Annotated in this window: 17 protein-coding genes; 8 read left to right on the top strand and 9 right to left on the bottom strand. The window is 69.9% G+C overall.

Going from position 1 to position 16,956, the window contains the following annotated elements; all coding sequences use genetic code 11:
- The first annotated feature begins 3 nt into the window (after nucleotides 1-3).
- From ASD72_RS11455 to ASD72_RS11485, 7 genes are all read left to right on the top strand, one after another.
- The gene (locus ASD72_RS11455) at nucleotides 4-873 is read left to right on the top strand and encodes an MlaA family lipoprotein (RefSeq protein WP_056880074.1); all 870 of its coding nucleotides are present in this window, start codon (nucleotides 4-6) and stop codon (nucleotides 871-873) included.
- 98 nt (nucleotides 874-971) lie between these two features.
- Nucleotides 972-2,126, top strand: coding sequence for an efflux RND transporter periplasmic adaptor subunit (locus ASD72_RS11460; protein WP_056880075.1), 1,155 nt, complete (start codon nucleotides 972-974; stop codon nucleotides 2,124-2,126).
- Nucleotides 2,123-5,224 (top strand): efflux RND transporter permease subunit, encoded by a 3,102-nt coding sequence (locus tag ASD72_RS11465; RefSeq protein WP_056880076.1) that lies wholly within the window; start codon nucleotides 2,123-2,125, stop codon nucleotides 5,222-5,224. The genes ASD72_RS11460 and ASD72_RS11465 overlap by 4 nt, the downstream gene beginning before the upstream one ends.
- 100 nt (nucleotides 5,225-5,324) lie before the next feature.
- Nucleotides 5,325-6,311, top strand: a complete 987-nt coding sequence (locus tag ASD72_RS11470; RefSeq protein WP_056880077.1) for an aspartyl/asparaginyl beta-hydroxylase domain-containing protein — start codon at nucleotides 5,325-5,327, stop codon at nucleotides 6,309-6,311.
- A 76-nt stretch (nucleotides 6,312-6,387) separates the two neighbouring features.
- On the top strand, nucleotides 6,388-7,068 hold the full coding sequence (locus tag ASD72_RS11475; RefSeq protein WP_200948885.1) for a response regulator transcription factor: 681 nt from the start codon (nucleotides 6,388-6,390) through the stop codon (nucleotides 7,066-7,068).
- A complete protein-coding gene (locus ASD72_RS11480; protein ID WP_056880079.1) occupies nucleotides 7,061-8,401 on the top strand; it encodes a HAMP domain-containing sensor histidine kinase in 1,341 nt (446 codons plus the stop codon). The genes ASD72_RS11475 and ASD72_RS11480 overlap by 8 nt, the downstream gene beginning before the upstream one ends.
- Before the next feature lie 158 nt (nucleotides 8,402-8,559).
- Complete coding sequence (locus tag ASD72_RS11485; RefSeq protein WP_081420297.1) at nucleotides 8,560-9,354, top strand: MipA/OmpV family protein; 795 nt, start codon at nucleotides 8,560-8,562, stop codon at nucleotides 9,352-9,354.
- A gap of 37 nt (nucleotides 9,355-9,391) precedes the next feature.
- Here ASD72_RS11485 and ASD72_RS11490 read toward each other — a convergent pair whose 3' ends face one another.
- Genes ASD72_RS11490 through nirK form a run of 5 tightly spaced genes read right to left on the bottom strand, consistent with a single transcriptional unit; the run spans nucleotide 9,392 to nucleotide 12,606 of the window.
- Nucleotides 9,392-9,631 carry a hypothetical protein gene (locus tag ASD72_RS11490; RefSeq protein ID WP_056880080.1) on the bottom strand — a complete coding sequence of 80 codons (240 nt, stop codon included), beginning with the start codon at nucleotides 9,629-9,631 and terminating at the stop codon, nucleotides 9,392-9,394.
- A 52-nt stretch (nucleotides 9,632-9,683) separates the two neighbouring features.
- Nucleotides 9,684-10,139, bottom strand: coding sequence for an azurin (gene azu / locus ASD72_RS11495; protein ID WP_056880081.1), 456 nt, complete (start codon nucleotides 10,137-10,139; stop codon nucleotides 9,684-9,686).
- Between the two features lie 55 nt (nucleotides 10,140-10,194).
- Nucleotides 10,195-10,761 carry an SCO family protein gene (locus ASD72_RS11500; RefSeq protein ID WP_056880082.1) on the bottom strand — a complete coding sequence of 189 codons (567 nt, stop codon included), beginning with the start codon at nucleotides 10,759-10,761 and terminating at the stop codon, nucleotides 10,195-10,197.
- The gene (locus ASD72_RS11505; protein ID WP_056880083.1) at nucleotides 10,758-11,540 is read right to left on the bottom strand and encodes a formylglycine-generating enzyme family protein; all 783 of its coding nucleotides are present in this window, start codon (nucleotides 11,538-11,540) and stop codon (nucleotides 10,758-10,760) included. The genes ASD72_RS11500 and ASD72_RS11505 overlap by 4 nt, the downstream gene beginning before the upstream one ends.
- A 7-nt stretch (nucleotides 11,541-11,547) precedes the next feature.
- The gene (gene nirK, locus ASD72_RS11510) at nucleotides 11,548-12,606 is read right to left on the bottom strand and encodes a copper-containing nitrite reductase (RefSeq protein WP_056880084.1); all 1,059 of its coding nucleotides are present in this window, start codon (nucleotides 12,604-12,606) and stop codon (nucleotides 11,548-11,550) included.
- 216 nt (nucleotides 12,607-12,822) lie between these two features.
- Here nirK and ASD72_RS11515 point away from each other — a divergent pair, with 216 nt between their 5' ends.
- Nucleotides 12,823-14,883, top strand: coding sequence for a TonB-dependent copper receptor (locus ASD72_RS11515; protein WP_056880085.1), 2,061 nt, complete (start codon nucleotides 12,823-12,825; stop codon nucleotides 14,881-14,883).
- Nucleotides 14,884-14,908: 25 nt separating this feature from the next.
- Here the strand turns inward: ASD72_RS11515 and ASD72_RS11520 are convergent, their stop codons facing one another.
- The 4 genes from ASD72_RS11520 to ASD72_RS11530 are packed head-to-tail and all read right to left on the bottom strand — an operon-like array spanning nucleotide 14,909 to nucleotide 16,951.
- On the bottom strand, nucleotides 14,909-16,147 hold the full coding sequence (locus ASD72_RS11520; RefSeq protein WP_056880086.1) for a hypothetical protein: 1,239 nt from the start codon (nucleotides 16,145-16,147) through the stop codon (nucleotides 14,909-14,911).
- The gene (locus ASD72_RS11525) at nucleotides 16,144-16,410 is read right to left on the bottom strand and encodes a DUF2249 domain-containing protein (protein ID WP_056880087.1); all 267 of its coding nucleotides are present in this window, start codon (nucleotides 16,408-16,410) and stop codon (nucleotides 16,144-16,146) included. The genes ASD72_RS11520 and ASD72_RS11525 overlap by 4 nt, the downstream gene beginning before the upstream one ends.
- On the bottom strand, nucleotides 16,395-16,544 hold the full coding sequence (locus ASD72_RS20970; RefSeq protein WP_155944615.1) for a hypothetical protein: 150 nt from the start codon (nucleotides 16,542-16,544) through the stop codon (nucleotides 16,395-16,397). Before ASD72_RS20970 ends, ASD72_RS11525 begins: the two co-directional genes overlap by 16 nt.
- A 5-nt stretch (nucleotides 16,545-16,549) precedes the next feature.
- On the bottom strand, nucleotides 16,550-16,951 hold the full coding sequence (locus tag ASD72_RS11530; protein WP_056880088.1) for a SirB2 family protein: 402 nt from the start codon (nucleotides 16,949-16,951) through the stop codon (nucleotides 16,550-16,552).
- Nucleotides 16,952-16,956: the final 5 nt, after the last annotated feature.

Genomic DNA, 16,956 nt, shown 5'->3' on the forward strand with positions numbered 1-16,956 from the left:
TCCATGCGCGCTATCAAGATCGGCTTTCTTCTCGTCGTGCTGCTGGTCGGCAGTGGCTGCGCGAATCGCTCCGTGCAGACGCGTCCATCGGCGCCTGCCGACATGCCTGTGGTGGCGGCCGTGGGCGAAGCGAACGATCTGCCCGCGTCGGTGGCGAAGGACCCCGAGTCCCCCAGCGTGGAAGTCGCGTCGGCCGCGGATGCGGAGGCGGATGCTTCCGTCATCGAGCAGGACCTCGCGCTGGTCTATGGCGATGTCGCGGTGTGGGATCCGTGGGAGAAACAGAACCGCCGGGTCCATCGTTTCAACACCGTGGTGGACGCGCACGTACTGCGCCCGCTGGCGCTCGCGTACACCCGCGCCGTGCCTGCACCGGTGCGCGCGGGAGTCGGCCGGTTCTTCCGCAATCTCGGCGAGCCCGCCAACGCGATCAACCACGTGTTGCAGGGCCACCCCGGGCATTCGCTCGCGGCGTTCGGACGCTTCGCGATCAACACCACGCTCGGCATCGGCGGTGTGTTCGATCCCGCCTCGCGGTTCGGCCTGCGGCGTCGTGATGAAGAGGACGCCGGGCAGACGCTCGGCACCTGGGGATGGCGTCGTTCGCGTTACCTCGTCGTCCCGCTGCTGGGGCCGCGCACCGTCCGCGACACGCTGTCGCTGGTGGCCGACCAGCGGATGGCGCCGTTGCGCTACATCAGCGACGGCACGGCGGCCGCGGCGCTGCAGGCGCTCGACGTGGTCGACGGCCGTGCGCGGCTCTCCGCGTTCGATGACGCACGGCAGGACGCCTATGACGACTACGCCTTCGTGCGCGATGCGTGGTCGCAACGACGCGTCCATCAGATCGAGGACGGGACATCGTCCGACTGAGCAGCGCCCGACATTTGCACGACACCCCGATTCCATCCTTCCGCACCCCAGGGCGCACGCCCGTCCCCGCGTATCGCGTCGAGCACACCCGGATTCCCATGCCATTCCCGAAACATCGCTGGATCGCGGCCATCGTCGCCGTCGCCGTCGTCCTCATCGTGATCGCATTCGCCACCTTCCCCCGGGGTGCGGATGCGTCGGCCACCGCCCCGCCGACGCCGGTGATGTCGGTGGTGCTGACGGCGCCGGCATCATCGCGACTGCCGCTGCAGGTACCGGCCACCGGCAACGTGGCGGCGTGGCAGGAGGCGACCATCGGGGCCGAAACCGAGGGGCTGCGCCTGACCGAGGTGCGCGTCAACGTCGGCGATGTGGTGACGCGCGGACAGCCGCTGGCCACGTTCGATACCGCGCTGGTGCAGGCCGACGTGGCGGAATCGGTGGCGGCCGTGGCCGTGGCGCGGGCCGAGGCGCTCGAAGCCGAAGGCGATGCGCGACGTGCGACATTGCTGGAGGGCTCCGGCGCCATGTCTGCGCAGCAGATCAGCCAGTACCTCGCCGCGGCGGTGGTGGCACGGGCCCGCCTGGATGCCGCGCGCGCCGCCGGGCAGCGCCAGCGCGTGCGCCTGGCGAACACGCGCGTACTCGCGCCGGGCGACGGCATCATCACCGCGCGCACGGCCACGGTGGGTGCGGTGGTACCGGCGGGCCAGGAGCTGTTCCGCATGATCAAGGACGGCAGGCTGGAGTGGCGCGCCCGCGTGGCGGTCTCCGATCTTGATGCGCTGATGCCCGGCCAGTCCGTGCTGCTGCGCATCTCCGCTGCCTCGTCCATCCGCGGCCGGCTGCGGATGGTGTCGCCCGACATCGACACCCAGACCCACACCGGTCTGGTCTACGTGGACCTGCCGAAGGATGCTGGCGTGCGCGCCGGTGCATTCCTCACCGGTCATGTCGAGGTCGGCGAGGCGCCGGCCCTCACGCTGCCGCAGACCGCGGTGCTGTTGCGCGATGGCTTCCACTACGTGATGCGCGTGGGGGCGACCTCGCGCGTGATTGCGGTCAAGGTCGATGTCGGCCGTCGGATCGGCGACCGCATCGAGATCACCCGCGGCCTGCTGGCGGGCGACCTCGTGATTGCGTCCGGCCTCGGCTTCCTCAACGAAGGCGACACGGTGCGCGTGCTCGACACGCCGCCGCAGGCGCGTCCCGCGCGCGCGAATGCGGAAGCGCTCGCGCGGAGCGCGCCGTGAACCTCAACGTCTCGCGCTGGTCGATCCGCAACCCGGTCGCCACCACGCTGCTGTTCCTGCTGCTGACCCTGGCCGGTGCCGGCGGCTTCTGGGCGATGAAGGTGCAGAACTTCCCCGACATCGACTTCCCGGTCGTCACCGTCACGGCGGCGTTGCCCGGCGCCTCGCCCGCGCAGCTGGAGAACGACGTCGCGCGGAAGATCGAGGATTCGCTCGCCAACGTGCAGGGGCTGAAACACGTCATCACCACGCTGACCGACGGCGTGGCCACGATCACCGCGGAATTCCAGGTCGGCAAGCCGGTGCAGCACGCGATGGACGACGTGCGCGACGCCGTCTCCGCGACGCGCGCGCAGCTGCCGGCCGACCTCGAGGATCCCGTCATCACGAAGATGGAGCTGGCCGGTACGCCGGTCCTCACCTACACGGTGGCCTCGTCCACCCGCGACGACGAAGCGCTGTCGTGGTTCATCGACAGCCAGGTCAGCAAGAAGCTGTTGGCCGTCCCCGGCGTCGGCGCGGTGTCGCGCGTCGGTGGCGTGGATCGCGAGGTGCGGGTGGAGCTGGATCCCGCGCGCCTGCTCGCGCTGAACGCCACCGCGGCGGATCTCTCCCGCCAGCTGCGCGAACTGCAGCAGGAAGCCTCCGGTGGCCGCGTCGACGTGGGCGGCGCCGAGCAGTCCGTGCGCACGATCGCCACCGTCGATGCAGCCCGGGACATCGCCGGCCTGGACGTCGCGCTCGGCGACGGCCGCCGGCTGCGCGTGGACCAGGTGGCGACGGTCGCCGATACCGCCGCTGCGCCGCGTTCGATGGCCCTGATGGATGGCCGGCCGGTGGTGGCCTTCGACGTGATGCGCGCGCGCGGCGCCGGCGAGATCGAGGTCGCCGAGGCCGCCCGCACCGTGATCGACGAACTGCGTGCCGCGCATCCGGGGATCGTCTTCGCCGAAGCGGTGAACCACGTGGACCCGGTCGCCGAGAACTACCAGGGTTCCATGATGCTGCTGTACGAGGGTGCGGTCCTCGCGGTGCTGGTGGTGTTCTGCTTCCTGCGCGACTGGCGCGCCACGCTGATCGCCGCGGTCGCGCTGCCGCTGTCGGCCATCCCCACGTTCGCGGTGATGCACCTCATGGGCTTCACCCTCAACACGGTGTCGCTGCTGTCGTTGTCGCTGGTGGTCGGTGTGCTGGTCGACGATGCGATCGTGGAGATCGAGAACATCGAGCGCCACCTGCTGATGGGCAAGCCGCCCCTGCGCGCCGCCACCGAAGCGGCCGACGAGATCGGCCTCGCCGTGGTGGCGACCACGTTCACGTTGATCGCGGTGTTCCTGCCCACGTCGTTGATGGGCGGTACGGTCGGGCGCTACTTCGTCCAGTTCGGCTGGACCGCGGCGATCGCGGTGTTCTTCTCGCTGGTGGTCGCACGCATGCTGACGCCGACGATGGCGGCCTATCTGTTGAAGGCGCCGGAACGGGCGCACAAGCCGCCACGCTGGATCACCCGTTACCTGCATGTCGTGCGTGCCTGCCTGCGGCATCGCCTGCTGACGGCCGGCGGGGCCCTGCTGCTGGTCGTGCTCGGCCTGGGTGTGGCCGCACGGCTACCGGGCGAGTTCATCCCGCCGGACGACGGCAACCAGACGCAGGTAACGCTGACCCTGCCACCCGGCAGCACGTTGCAGGACACGCGCGCGCTGGTCGAGCACGCGCGCGCGCTGATCCAAGCGCATCCGGAGGTCGTCTCGGTCTACACCGCCATCGGCGCGCCGAGTCGTGGAGGAGATCCCGATGAAGGCGCATCGGTCGCCAGTGTCGCCACCGCCGTGCTCACCGCGAACCTGGTGCCGCGCGCGGAGCGCGATGGCGTCCGCCGCCAGGCGATCGAGCGCCGGCTGCGCGACGATCTGACCCGCCTGCCCGGCGCACGCGTCGGCGTCGGTGCCGGGGGCGACAGCGAAGGCTATGAGCTGGTGCTGGCTTCCGACGACGGCCCGACCCTGATGCGCCACGCCAGCGTGGTGGAGCGCGAACTGCGCGGCATTCCCGGCATCGGCGCGGTGACGTCTTCCGCCAGCGTGGTGCGGCCCGAGCTGGTGGTGCGGCCGGATTTCGCGCGTGCGGCGGAACTCGGCGTGACCTCGGCCGCGATCGCCGAAACGCTGCGCATCGCCACCGCCGGCGACTACCGCCAGGACCTGGCGAAGTTGAACCTGAGCGAGCGGCAGGTGCCCGTGGTCGTGCGCCTGGCCGACGAAGGCCGCGACGATCTCGATACGCTTCGCCGCCTGCCGGTGCCCGGTGCGCGCGGGCCGGTGCCGCTGGAAAGCGTGGCCGACCTGCAGTTGTCGACCGGCCCGTCCGAACTGACGCGCTTCGATCGCATGCGCAACGTCACGCTGAAGGTGGAACTCAACGGGCTGCCGCTGGGCGATGTGGAAGCCGCCGCCGAGGCGTTGCCGAGCCTGCGGGCGCTACCGCGCGGTGTGGTCCAGGCCGCCGCCGGTGATGCCGAGGTGATGGGCGAACTGGTGGCCGGGTTCGGCGTCGCCATGCTGGCCGGCGTGCTGTGCGTCTACGCGGTACTGGTCCTGCTGCTGAAGGACTTCGCCCAGCCGCTGACAGTGCTGTGCGCGCTGGTGCTGTCCATCCCGGGCGCCTTCCTCGCGTTGTCCGTCACCGGCGCGACGCTGTCCATGCCCTCGATGATCGGCCTGATCATGCTGATGGGCATCACCACCAAGAACTCCATCCTGCTGGTCGATTACATCGTCATCGCGCGGCGCGACCACGGCATGAACCGGACCCGCGCCATCGTCGATGCCTGCCGCAAGCGCGCGCGCCCCATCGTCATGACCACGATCGCCATGGGCGCGGGCATGTTGCCGGTGGCGCTGGGCGTCGGCGCCGACCCCAGCTTCCGCGCGCCGATGGCGATCGTCGTCATCGGCGGCCTGCTCACCTCCACCGTGCTGTGCCTGCTGGTGATCCCGGTGGCGTACAGCGTCGTCGACGACGTGATCCGCCATGCGCGCGCATGGACCGGCATGCGGCGTGGCGATGCGGCCACGCGCGGTGCCGGGGCGCGCGCATGACGTCGCGCCTGCCTGCTGACGCATGGGTCGCCTCTCTTCCTTGCGCGGCGATGGGATGGCAAGGCCCATCGTCCGCGCTTTTTTATCCGGGGTATCTCCCATGAGCTTCAGCACGTTCGCACTCGGCCTGCTCGCCCTGTACGCGACGGCCAGCATCGGCTATGTGTACCGCTGGCGCGGCCGGCGTCGCTATGCCGGTTTCGGCGAATACCTGCGCAAGAGCTGGCCGGTGTTCGCGCCGTTCAACTGCGTGCTGTACATGGCCACGTCCCGGTTCGCACGACGGCCGGTGATCGACAGTGCGTATCTCGACGGCATCTCGATCCTGCGCGCGCACTGGCCTCGCATCCGCGACGAGGCCCTGGCGCTCCATCGCGCGGGACACCTGGAAGCGACCAGCCGGCCGGATTCGCCGGGTTACCACGACCTCGGCTTCCGCACGTTCTACAAGCGCGGCTGGAGGAAGTTCTACCTCAGCTGGTACGGCGCGCCGCACCGGTCTGCGCAACGCCTGTGCCCGGAGACGCTGTGGCTGCTGGCGCAGGTGCCGGGCATCCGCGCGGCGATGTTCTCGGTGCTGCCGCCGGGCGCGGAACTCAGCCTGCATTCGGACCCGCTGGCCTGTTCGTTCCGCTACCACCTGGGCCTGGCCACGCCGAACGACGATGCCTGCTTCATCGACGTCGACGGCCAGGCCCTGTCGTGGCGCGACGGGCAGGACTTCGTCTTCGACGAAACCTATCCGCACTACGCCCGCAACGACACCGGCCAGCCGCGACTGATCCTGATGTGCGATGTCGAGCGGCCGATGAACGAGGCCGGGCATGCGTTCAACCGTGCCTACGCGCAACTCGCGCGGGCGCTGGCGGTCCCGAACACCGACGAGGATCCCCGTGGCCCGCTGACCCGCGTGTTCGCCGCCGTCGCGCCGTGGCGCGCGCACGCGCTCGCGTTGAAATCGCAGCGTCGCGGCGTCTACGTGCTGCTGAAATACTCGGTCAACACGGTGCTCCTGCTGCTCGCCTTGCTGCCCGTATATGCCGTGCTACAGTGGATCGAGCGCGCGGGCATCGCGGCGCTGTACTGAATCCCGTGCGATCTTCCGCCCCTTATTTCCGCCCGCCCGCGCATCCCGAGGCGCACGAGCCATGAGCAGGGACTCCCTGTCGATCCTGATCATCGAGGACAACGCGCAACTCGCGGCGAATCTCTACGACTACCTGGAAGGCTGCGGACACACGCTCGATGCCGCGCCGGATGGGCTATCGGGCCTGCATCTGGCCTCGTCGAAGGACTACGACGCCATCGTGCTGGATTGGAACCTGCCGCGCCTCGACGGCCTGACCGTGCTGCGCCGCCTGCGCGGCGAGGCGAAGAAGAAGGTGCCGGTGATCATGCTGACCGCGCGCGACCAGCTGGCCGACAAGATCGATGGCTTCGAAGCCGGCCTGGACGACTACCTGGTCAAGCCGGTGGCGCTGCCGGAGATCGAAGTGCGCCTGCGTTCGCTGGTCGCGCGCCTGCGCCAATCGGCCGCGCCGGACGATGTCCTGACGGTGGGCGACCTGAGCTTCCACATGGGCACGATGGAGATCCATCGCGGCACGCGCCGCATCGTGCTGACGCGCACCGGCCGCCGCCTGCTCGAGCTGCTGATGCGCGAGAGTCCGCAGGTGGTCACGCGGGCGAAGCTCGAGCGTGCCGCGTGGGGCGAAGGCGCGCCCGGGACCGACCTGTTGCGCTCCCATATGTACGTGCTGCGCCGTGCGCTCGAACAGTCGCCGGAGACGACGCTGCTGCATACCGTGCCCGGCACGGGCTACCGGCTGTACGCGCTTGAATAGGCTGCTCGCCCTGATCGCCAAGCCGCGCGGCGTACACGGGGGCATCACCGTGGCGCTGGTCGTGTTCGGGCTGATCATGATGGCCTCGCTGACGTTCCAGAACTTCAGCAGCCAGGGCCTGATCGAACACCGGTACTGGGCCGATCTGCTGCGCTCGGTATCGGCCGACCACGCGGCGCGCGTGCGCGCGGGCGAAGCGGACACGCTACCGCAGACCGGACTGGTGCGGTCGTGGTACATCGCGCCGGACCCGCGCACCACCTCCGCGCCGTCGTACCTGGCGGACCTGCCGCCCGGCTACTACTCCACGGAAAACGGGTTCCGCAATTTCACCGCCCTCGACAGTTTCGATGGCCACGGCAGTTTCCACGCCGCGGTCGTCGATCTGCCCCCCGGGCGGCTGGTGACCATGCTGGACATCGGCGAAATCGAGGACCAGCAGAACCGCACCTCGCTGTGGAGCGTGGTGTGGGCGCTGTCGTTCGTGCTGATGATCGGCGCGGTGATCGCGTGGCTGCACACGAACCTGGTGCGCCCCGTGCGCGACCTGGCCGACCGCATGCAGGCCATCGATCCGCGCGACAGCAGCGCGCGCCTGCCGACGACGTACCAGCGCGAAGAGATCCAGATGATCGCGCAGGCCAGCAACGTGCACCTGGAGCGCGTCGGCCAGTTCATCGAACGCGAGCGCAGCCTGCTCGACCAGGCCAGCCACGAGTTCCGCACCCCCATCGCCGTCATCGCCGGTGCGGTGGACGTGCTGCAGCAGATGCCGTTGCCGGATTCTTCGCGCCCGGCGTTGGCCCGCATCGAACATGCGGTCGAAGGGTTGTCCGAAACCATGGTCGCGCTGCTCTACCTGGCGCGCGAACCCGAGGCCGGCGAAGCGCCGGCCGACGTCACCGCACTGCACGAATGCCTGCCCGGCGTCGTGCAGGATCACGAGCATCTGCTGCAGGGCCGGCGCACGCGGTTGCGCATCGGCACGCTGCCGCCGACCTATCTGGCCGCACCGGAAGCGATGGTGCGCATCGCCGTCAGCAACCTGGTCCGCAACGCCATCGAGCACACCGAGGCCGGCGACATCGACGTCGCCCTGGCGGACGGCGTGATCTCCGTCATCGACGCGGGCAGCGGCTTCAACCCCGTGGAAGCCGCACGTCGCTACCGCGACAGCCTGCGCCACGCCACGCCACCGCGCGGGCAGGGCCTGGGCCTGTTCCTGATCGGGCGCATCTGCGATCGCTTCGGCTGGAAGCTCGACATCGACACCGGCGGCACCGCCGGCACGCGTGCGCACCTGGACGTGTCGGCCAGCGTCATCCCGCTGTAGCCCCGCCGACAGCCTGCATTCAGCGCGCCGCCGTCGCGCACGACATTGCGGCGACATCGCCTCTCCATCCTGCCGTGGCCGTTCGCCGCCACGCATCTCCGCATGCGCTGACCGCGTCGCGAACGCGTCATCCCACCCCCGACGAGGTCGCGCATTCCATGAAGAAGGTCCTGTTGTCCATGTTGTTGTCCAGTCTGTCCCTGACGGCGTTCGCGCAGGAAGACGGCGATGGCCCGCCGGAAGGCGGCCCGCCACGCTGGAGCGTGGGCCTGGGTGCGATGATCAAGGACAGTCCCTATGCGGGCGAGGGCACCGACGTGCAGCCCATCCCGCTGGTCTCGTACGAGGGCGAGCGCTTCTACTTCCGCGGGATCACCGCCGGCTGGCGCTTCATCGACACCGATGCATTCGAGCTGAGCGCGCTCGGCAAGTTCCGCTTCGACGGCTTCAAGGTCGACGATCTCGGCCGCGTGGAGCTGGCACGCAACGGCATCGACTACCGCCTGCTCGAAGACCGCGACATGGGCTTCGACCTGGGCATGGGCATGACGTGGAAGGGCCGGGGCGGCGAGCTGGAGGTCGAACTGCTCGCCGACGCCACCGGCACCAGCGAAGGCCAGGAAGCCTCGCTGCAGTACGGCTATCCGATCGAGATCGGGCGCGGCCAGCTGACCCCGAACATCGGCATCACCTGGCAGTCCAAGGACATGGCGAACTACTACTACGGCACCCTCGACGAGGAAGTCGCGCGCGGCGTGGTGGACTACAAACCCGGATCGGTCACCATCCCGCACGTCGGCGTGCAGTACTTCCGCCCGATCGGCGAGACGTGGTCGGTGATGGGCTTCGCCCGCTACAGCCGTCTGCCCGACGAGCTCAGCGACAGTCCGTTGCTCGAACCGGATACCGATGGCACCGCGTCGGTGTTCATCGGACTTTCGCGCGGGTTCTGACGGAAGCCGGTCATCGCTGCGATGCGGCCGGCCGGCATCATCCGCTGCAGCCCCCGCAACACACCGAGGGCAGGCGCACGATGTCGTCGGGAACGAGCCGGTAGCCGGCGTGCGAGAACGCCAGCAACAGCTCCACGGCGAGTGCGCTGGTCGAGCAGCGCAGATGGCCGGTGGTCACGTCGCGATCGACCAGCATGGCGGGGTCGAGGTCCAGCAGGTGGTGCGCCAGGATGGCGAGATCGACCGGTCGCTCGCCCACGCAGATGACGTATTCCATCGCAAGGCTCCTGAAGCGGATGCGCCGCCCTGGGGCGGCGCATCGGGTCGGCTTACTTGGTGACGACCAGCTTGCCCTTCATCAGGGTGGAGTGGCCGGGGAAGCTGCAGAAGAAGCTGTAGTCGCCGCCGGCGGTGAGCTTCTTGCCGGGGAAGGTGATCTTGGTCTTCTGGCCGCCGCCGACCAGCGAGGTGTGCGCGATCACGCGCGCATCGCTCGCCTGTACGTAGGCGCCGGCTGCGCCGGCCTTCATGCCGTCGCGGGCGACGCCGGCCAGGTCGGCGGTCTTGGAGACGACCACGTTGTGGCCCATCGCGGTCACCGGCAGCTTGCCGCTATGGGTCAGCTCGATGGTGATGGTGGGGCAGCTGGCGGAGACGGTGGCCTCTTTCAGGTCGAACTTCATCGCATCGTCGCCCTTGAGGCTGACGGTGCAGTTGCCGGCCGCCTGCGCCATGCCGGCGGCGCTGAGCAGGGCGATGGTGGCGAAGGTGCGGGAGAGTTTCATGGTGTGGCTCCTTGGAGGGATAGGCGGAATCGGGAGGGGTGTGGGTGCCATGTCATCACGGCCCGGCGAGCAGCGCCTTGATCTGGATCAGGAAGGCGGGGTCGGCGGCGGCGGCCGTCACCTCGCTGCGGGCGCGCACCCGCCCCTCGGCGTCGAGCAGCACCAGCACGCTGGTGTGGTTGATGCTGCCGTCGTCGCGGAACCGGTAGCGCACGTCCAGCACGCTGGCGATGGCGCGCACGTCGTTGTCGGCCGGGGTGAGGAACTGCCAGCCCCCGGGCACGCGGTGGCGAAGGGCGACCTCCCGCATCGCGTCCGGGGTGTCGCGGGCCGGGTCCAGGCTGAGCATGACCACGCCGAGCTTCGCCCGCTCCTGCGGCGACAGCTGCTTCTGCACGCTCTTGGCGTTCTCGATGATCAGCGGGCACATCAGGTGGCAGTGCGTGTAGAACATCGATACCAGGCGCGGCTGCCCGCGCAGCGACGCCCAGCCCACGGGCGCGCCGTTGGCGTCCTGCGTGGTGGCCTGCAGGTGGTAGACCGAATCGCCGGGCAGCGACTGCGCGTGCAGCGGGGCCGCGAACGCCAGCAGGGCGGAGAGGAACAGGGAAGCGGTCTTCATGGCGTGCTCCTTGCACAGCGGAAACCGAGGTTGCCCAGCGTGGCGTCGGGTGGCAGGGCGGACAGCAGCACGAAGCGCTTGACCACGCCGTAGTCGCCGGGATCGTTGAAACTCATGGCGGTGGCACCGCAGTAGCGCAGCGCGTCGCCGTCCTGCTGGCCGCGGCGGTCGCCGTCGCCCAGCAGCGAGGCATAGTCCTCGCTCCACTCCCAGTACGCGCCATGCAGGCCGTGGATGCCGTAGACGTTCGCCGGTGCGCCGGGCGCGGCGTCGATCGCATGCGGCGTGCCGTCGTTGACCTGGCGCATCCGCCACGCGGCATCGCCGCGCGCGTCGCGGCGCGTGGCATCGGCCGCCGCGGCGTATTCCCATTCGACGAAGCGCGGCAGCCGCGCCTGCTGCGCGCGGCAGTAGGCGTCGGCGGCATACCAGTTGACGTGCACCACCGGCGCCTCGGGGTCGAGCGCCGGGCCGGGCGTCTCCGCCGTGGCCCAGTGGCCCAGATAGCCCGGGCTGGCGAACACCGCGGGAATGCGGTCGCGCCGCCATTGCGGCTGGCGGGCGACGAACGCGGCGAACGCGCGGTTGCTCACCGGCCGCGCCATCAGCGAGAACGAGGCCACCCGCACGATGCGGGTGGTTTCTTCGTAGCGCACGGAAGAACGGAAGTCGCCGCCCTCGATCCGCCGGTAACCGTCGTCGGCATCGCCCGCGACGGCGAAGGCCGACGCCAGGGCGAGCGCGAGCAGCGCGGTGGTCGGGGGCAGCGTCCGTTTCATCCGTTCCTCACTTGCCGCCGGCCGGCTTGGCTTCGGGGTACTCGATGTCGTGCTGCTGGCCCGTGTAGATGTCGGGGTTCTTGTCGCCCTCCACCTTCAGGATGCCCAGCGAGCCCTTGTGGAACGTGCGGAAGATGCTGTGGTCCACCAGCACGAAGTTGCCCGGCACGTCCGCCTTGAACTCGACCATCGCCGAGCCGCCCGCCGGGATCAGCGTGGTCTGCACGTTCTCCTGGTACTTGCTGCCGCCCTCGGTCCAGACCTTGTCGAAGATCTCGCCGATCACGTGGAAGCTGGAAACCAGGTTCGGGCCGCCGTTGCCGACGAACATGCGGATCGTCTCGCCGGCCTTGGCCTTCAGTGCGTTGTCGCCCTGCAGCGCATCCACCGAGCCGTTGAACACCACGTAGGTCGGGTGCTCGTCGATCGCCTTCTCCAGGCTGAAGGGCTGCAGGCCCGGTTCGCCGTACGCGCCTTCGGTGTAGAAGTCGCCCTGCACCACGTAGAACTCCTTGTCCACCGGCGGCAGGCCTTCTTCCGGCTCCACCAGGATCAACCCGTACATGCCGTTGGCGATGTGCATGCCCACCGGCGCCATCGCGCAGTGGTAGATGTACAGGCCGGGGTTGAGCGCCTTGAACGAGAACTGCGTTTCCTTGCCCGGCAGGGTGAACGTGGCTTCCGCGCCGCCGCCCTGGCCGGTGACGGCGTGCAGGTCGATGTTGTGCGACATGTGCGAGTCGTGGCGGTTCTTCAACTTGAATTCCACCGTGTCGCCCTTGCGCACGCGGATGAAGCTGCCCGGCACGGTGCCGCCGAACGTCCAGAAGTTGTAGGTCACGCCGTCGGCCATGCGCATGTCCTTCTCGATCATCTCGAGATCGACGACGACGTGGGCCGGCGTCTTGCGCGTCAGCGGGGGCGGCACCATCGGCGGCGCCGTCAGCACGGCGTGGATCGTTTCGCCGGCGGGCGTGATCTTGCCGCCCGGGCCGGCCGCGAGAGCGGGGCCGGCGAGCAATGCGGCGAGGGCGCAGGCAAGCAGGGAGGTATGCAGGCGTTTCATGGCGCTTTCCTTGATCGGTCGTTGGTGGGTGTGTGGCCATGGTGGAAACGCATCCGCGCCGCGACGTTGATCTGGATCAATCGGCGCATGCCGATCGCGCGGATTCGCGCGTGTGCTTGACCAAAGTCAAGCGCGCGACCGCCTGCGACACCGTGTCGCATCTGCACTCCAGGGTGCGTCGTGACAATGCATGCATTCCACGAGGAGCACTGCGCCATGAACCGCAATCTGCTGGCCGTCGCCCTGATCGGCGCGCTCGCCCACACCCCTGCCCGCGCGCAGGACGCCCACGCCGGCGCGCATGCCGACGCGCTTCCGGTGACCACGCTGGACGATGTCGTCGTGGTCGGCGTGGCGCCTGCGATGGCCACCACCGTCATCACCGATCCCAAGCTGCCGCGGCAGCCGGTACCGGCGAGCGACGGCGCCGATTACCTGAAGACCATTCCCGGTTTCTCCACGCTGCGCAGCGGCGGCACCAATGGCGATCCGGTGCTGCGCGGCATGTTCGGCTCGCGCATCAACCTGATGACGAACGACGGCGCGATGAGCGGCGCATGCCCGGCGCGCATGGACAACGCGCTTTCCTACATCGCCCCGGAAACCTACGACCGGCTGGTCGTCATCAAGGGGCCGCAGACGGTGCTCTGGGGCGGCGGTGCGTCGGCGGGCACGGTGCGCTTCGAACGCGAGATTCCCTACTTCGCCGAACCCGGCGTGCAGGCTTCCGGCAGCGTGCTGGCCGGCAGCCACGGCCGCAACGACCAGGTGCTCGACATCAGCGCCGGCACGCCGCGCGGCTATGCGCGACTCTCCGCCAACCGCTCCGAGGCCGACGACTACGAAGACGGCAACGGCGACCTCGTGCCGTCCGCGTGGAAGAAGTGGAACGCCGACGCGGCACTCGGCTGGACGCCCGACGAAAACACCGTGCTCGAGCTCAGCGCCGGCATCGGCGATGCGCAGGCGCGTTACGCCGGCCGCGGCATGGACGGCGCGCAGTTCCGCCGCGACAGCCTGGGGCTGCGCTTCGAGAAGAAGCACATCGGCGGCGTGCTGGATGCCGTGGTCGCCAACGTCTACCAGAACGACGTGGACCACGTGATGGACAACTACAGCCTGCGCGATCCCGACCCCACCAGCAGCATGCCGATGCCGATGGCCAGCAACGTGGCGCACCGCACGCGCGGCGGCCGCGTCGCCACCACCTGGCAAGCCGGCCGCTGGGAAGTGACCACGGGCCTGGACCTGCGCGACAGCCGGCACAGCCAGCGCAGCGCCAGCGGTCGCGGCGCCTACCTCGCCGTGCCGTGGCGGGTGGACGCGAAGTTCCAGAGCTGGGGCGCCTTCGCCGAATCGCACTGGCACATCACCGACACCCATCACCTGATGAGCGGCGTGCGCCTCGATCGCGCCGAAGCGCAGGACCTGCGCGCCACCACCGGCGGCATGATGCCGATGCCGAACCCCACCGCCGGCATGACGCGCAAGGAATCGCTGCCCAGCGCGTTCGTGCGCTACGAGTACGACCTGGGCGGTCGTTGGGGCGCCTACGCCGGTCTGGGCCACACGCAGCGCATGCCCGACTACTGGGAGCTGTTCTCTCCGACTTATGGTCCGGTAGGAGCGACGAACGCCTTCGCCGGTGTGCAGCCGGAGCGCACCACGCAGCTGGATATCGGCCTGCAGTTCAAGGGCGCGAAGGTGGATGCGTGGGCGTCGCTGTACGCCGGACGCGTGCAGGACTTCATCCTGTTCGACTATTCGGCCGGGATGATGGGCAGCAGCACGCGCGCGCACAACGTGGATGCGAACATCCGCGGCGGCGAGGCCGGCATCGACTGGCGTCCCGCGCAGGGCTGGAAGCTCTCGGGCGCCGCGTCCTACGCCTGGGGCGAAGTGCGCGACACCGGCACGGCGCTGCCGCAGATGCCGCCGCTGGAGGCGCGCTTCTCGGTCAGCCATGAACGCGGGCCGTGGTCGTGGGGCGCACTGTGGCGCGTGGCGGCCGCGCAGGAGCGCGTCAGCACAAGCCAGGGCAATATCGTCGGCCGCGACCTCGGGCCGAGCGCGGGCTTCGCGGTGTTCTCCGTCAACAGCGGCTATCGCTTCAACGACCGCCTGCAACTGACCGCGGGCATCGACAACCTGTTCGACCGCGCCTATAGCGAGCACCTCAACCTCGGCGGCAACAGCGCGTTCGGCTACCCGGCCGATCCGGTACGCATCAACGAACCCGGCCGCACCGCCTGGGTGAAGCTCAACCTGCGTTACTGAGCCGTACGCACGCGCTTCCGGTGGATCAGCCGGAAGCGCGGGCCTGCCACGTCGCGGACAACCGCCAGCAGCGCCAGAGCGCGTGCAGGCTCATCGCATAGGCGAGCACCAGCGTGCCGCCTGCGATACGCGCGAGCACGGGCACCAGCGTCGCCGACACCAGCAATCCTCCCGCGATGACGTGCGCGAAAAGCGCGCGCCGCTTCCCGCCTTCGTCGAACAGGGTACCCACGCCTGGCACGCGCACGCCACGGGGCACGCGCTGGCGCAACGCGATCCAGGTCAGGAAGCCGGTGATCTCCATCGCCATGCCGACCACCAGCAGCGGCAGGCCCACGCCGAGCACCAGCGTGCCGGTCACGACCACCGCCGCCCCCGGCCATGCGGACAGCACCCCGGCGAGCAGCAAGGCTGCGCAACCCGCCCGCCAGAACGCGCGCAACATCGCGTTGCGCCGGTGCGGCGCGCGTGCCTGCAGGACGAACACCGCTGCCGCGAACACCGCGAACGGCCACGCCGCAAGACGCATTGCTTCCACCGGCAGCGCGCCTGCGGTGTCCGCCGCGATAACGCACAGCGTCAGCAGGACCCCGATTTGCCAGGCGCGCGCGGCCGCGACCGGCGGCGCGCGCGTGCCCTGCAGCATCGGCAGCGTCACCGCGCCCACGGCCGCGAGCAGTCCCATCGTCCAGCCGATCACACCGAAGGCCGCGTGCACATCCACCATCCCCGCGGCTGCCGGCATGCGCCAGCCGGTGCGGGCCGCCAGCAGCACCAGCCCCAGCATCGCCGTCGCCATCAACGCGAGCACGGCCAGGCCGATGCCGTCGCGCACGACGCGCACGCCGCTTCCGCGCACGACGGCCACCAGCGCCAGCGCTGCGAACAGGGCCAGCGATCCACCGAGCAGCACGGCCGCCGGCGCGGCCAAGGCGTGCGACGACGTCGCCAGCGTCGCCAGCAGCAAGGCCAGGCCGAGGTTGAACGTGGCGTGCACGCACGGCACGACGCGCGCGCAGGGGAGCGGACTGCCGGCGGCGACGGGAAGGAACTGCACCAGGCTGCCCAGCATCGCGTTGCCCAGCAGGCCGAGCGCGAACAGATGCACCAGCACGAGCGTCGCTGGCGTCCACCGCGACAGCAGCGCGACGTCGCCGTGCCAGGCCAGCCAGCACCCCGCCAGCGCGCCCCACGCCAGCGCCGTGGCCAGGAAGCGCATCGGCACCGACGGTGGCGGCGCCTGCGCGAACGCCAGCCCGCTCATGCGGCCTGCGGAGGCTCCAGCGCGTGCCGGTCGGCGACGTGGCAGATCGCGATGCACGCACTGCCGGCGTCGGCATCGCGCACCCGATAGGCGAAGCCCCATTGGTCCAGGATCGGCAGCAGCGGGGCCGGATACAGCGGCGTCAGCGCCACCAGACGCTCGCCGCGCCGCAACGTGCGCAGGCAGTCGAGGATGCGCTCCATCGGCTCCGGCGCCGCCAGCGCCCGCAGGTCCAGGCGCAGCAGGGTCAGGGCATGCGCCATGCGTCGGGCTCCTCGGCGTCGCGCGCCGGTGTGCAATCGAGCGACACGCCCGCGGCATCCAGCGATTCGCGCACGCAACAGGCGCAGGGGGCGAACGCGTCGGGCAACCACGCGGTGTCGAACGCGGTCTCCATGCCGGTCAGCCCCCCAGCCACAGCAGCCAGCCCCACGGGTCGTGCGCGCGCGCGATGCCGTACACCTGCAGGAAGCACAGCAGCGCGGCGACCACCAGCACGGCCCGCGCACGGTGGCCGCGCGCGGGCCGGAAGGCCGCGATGCCGATCGCCACGTACGCGACGAGGAACACGATCTTCGCCACCAGCCAGCCGTTGGCGAACATGCCCGCCGGCAGGATCGTCAGCAGCATCATCGCGCCGGTCAGCAGCACCGTGTCGATGCTGTAGCTCAGGTAGCGCACGGCCGCGGCGCGCGGCCAGCGCAGGCCGGCGAGCAGGCTGAGCGCACGCAGCGCGAACAGCGTGCCGCTGCTCATCGCCGCGCCCATGTGGACCAGCTTGATGTCGGGGTAGAAAGCCATCATGGCGC

Origin of the sequence: Pseudoxanthomonas sp. Root630 (assembly GCF_001427585.1) — a bacterium.
Classification (GTDB): domain Bacteria; phylum Pseudomonadota; class Gammaproteobacteria; order Xanthomonadales; family Xanthomonadaceae; genus Pseudoxanthomonas_A.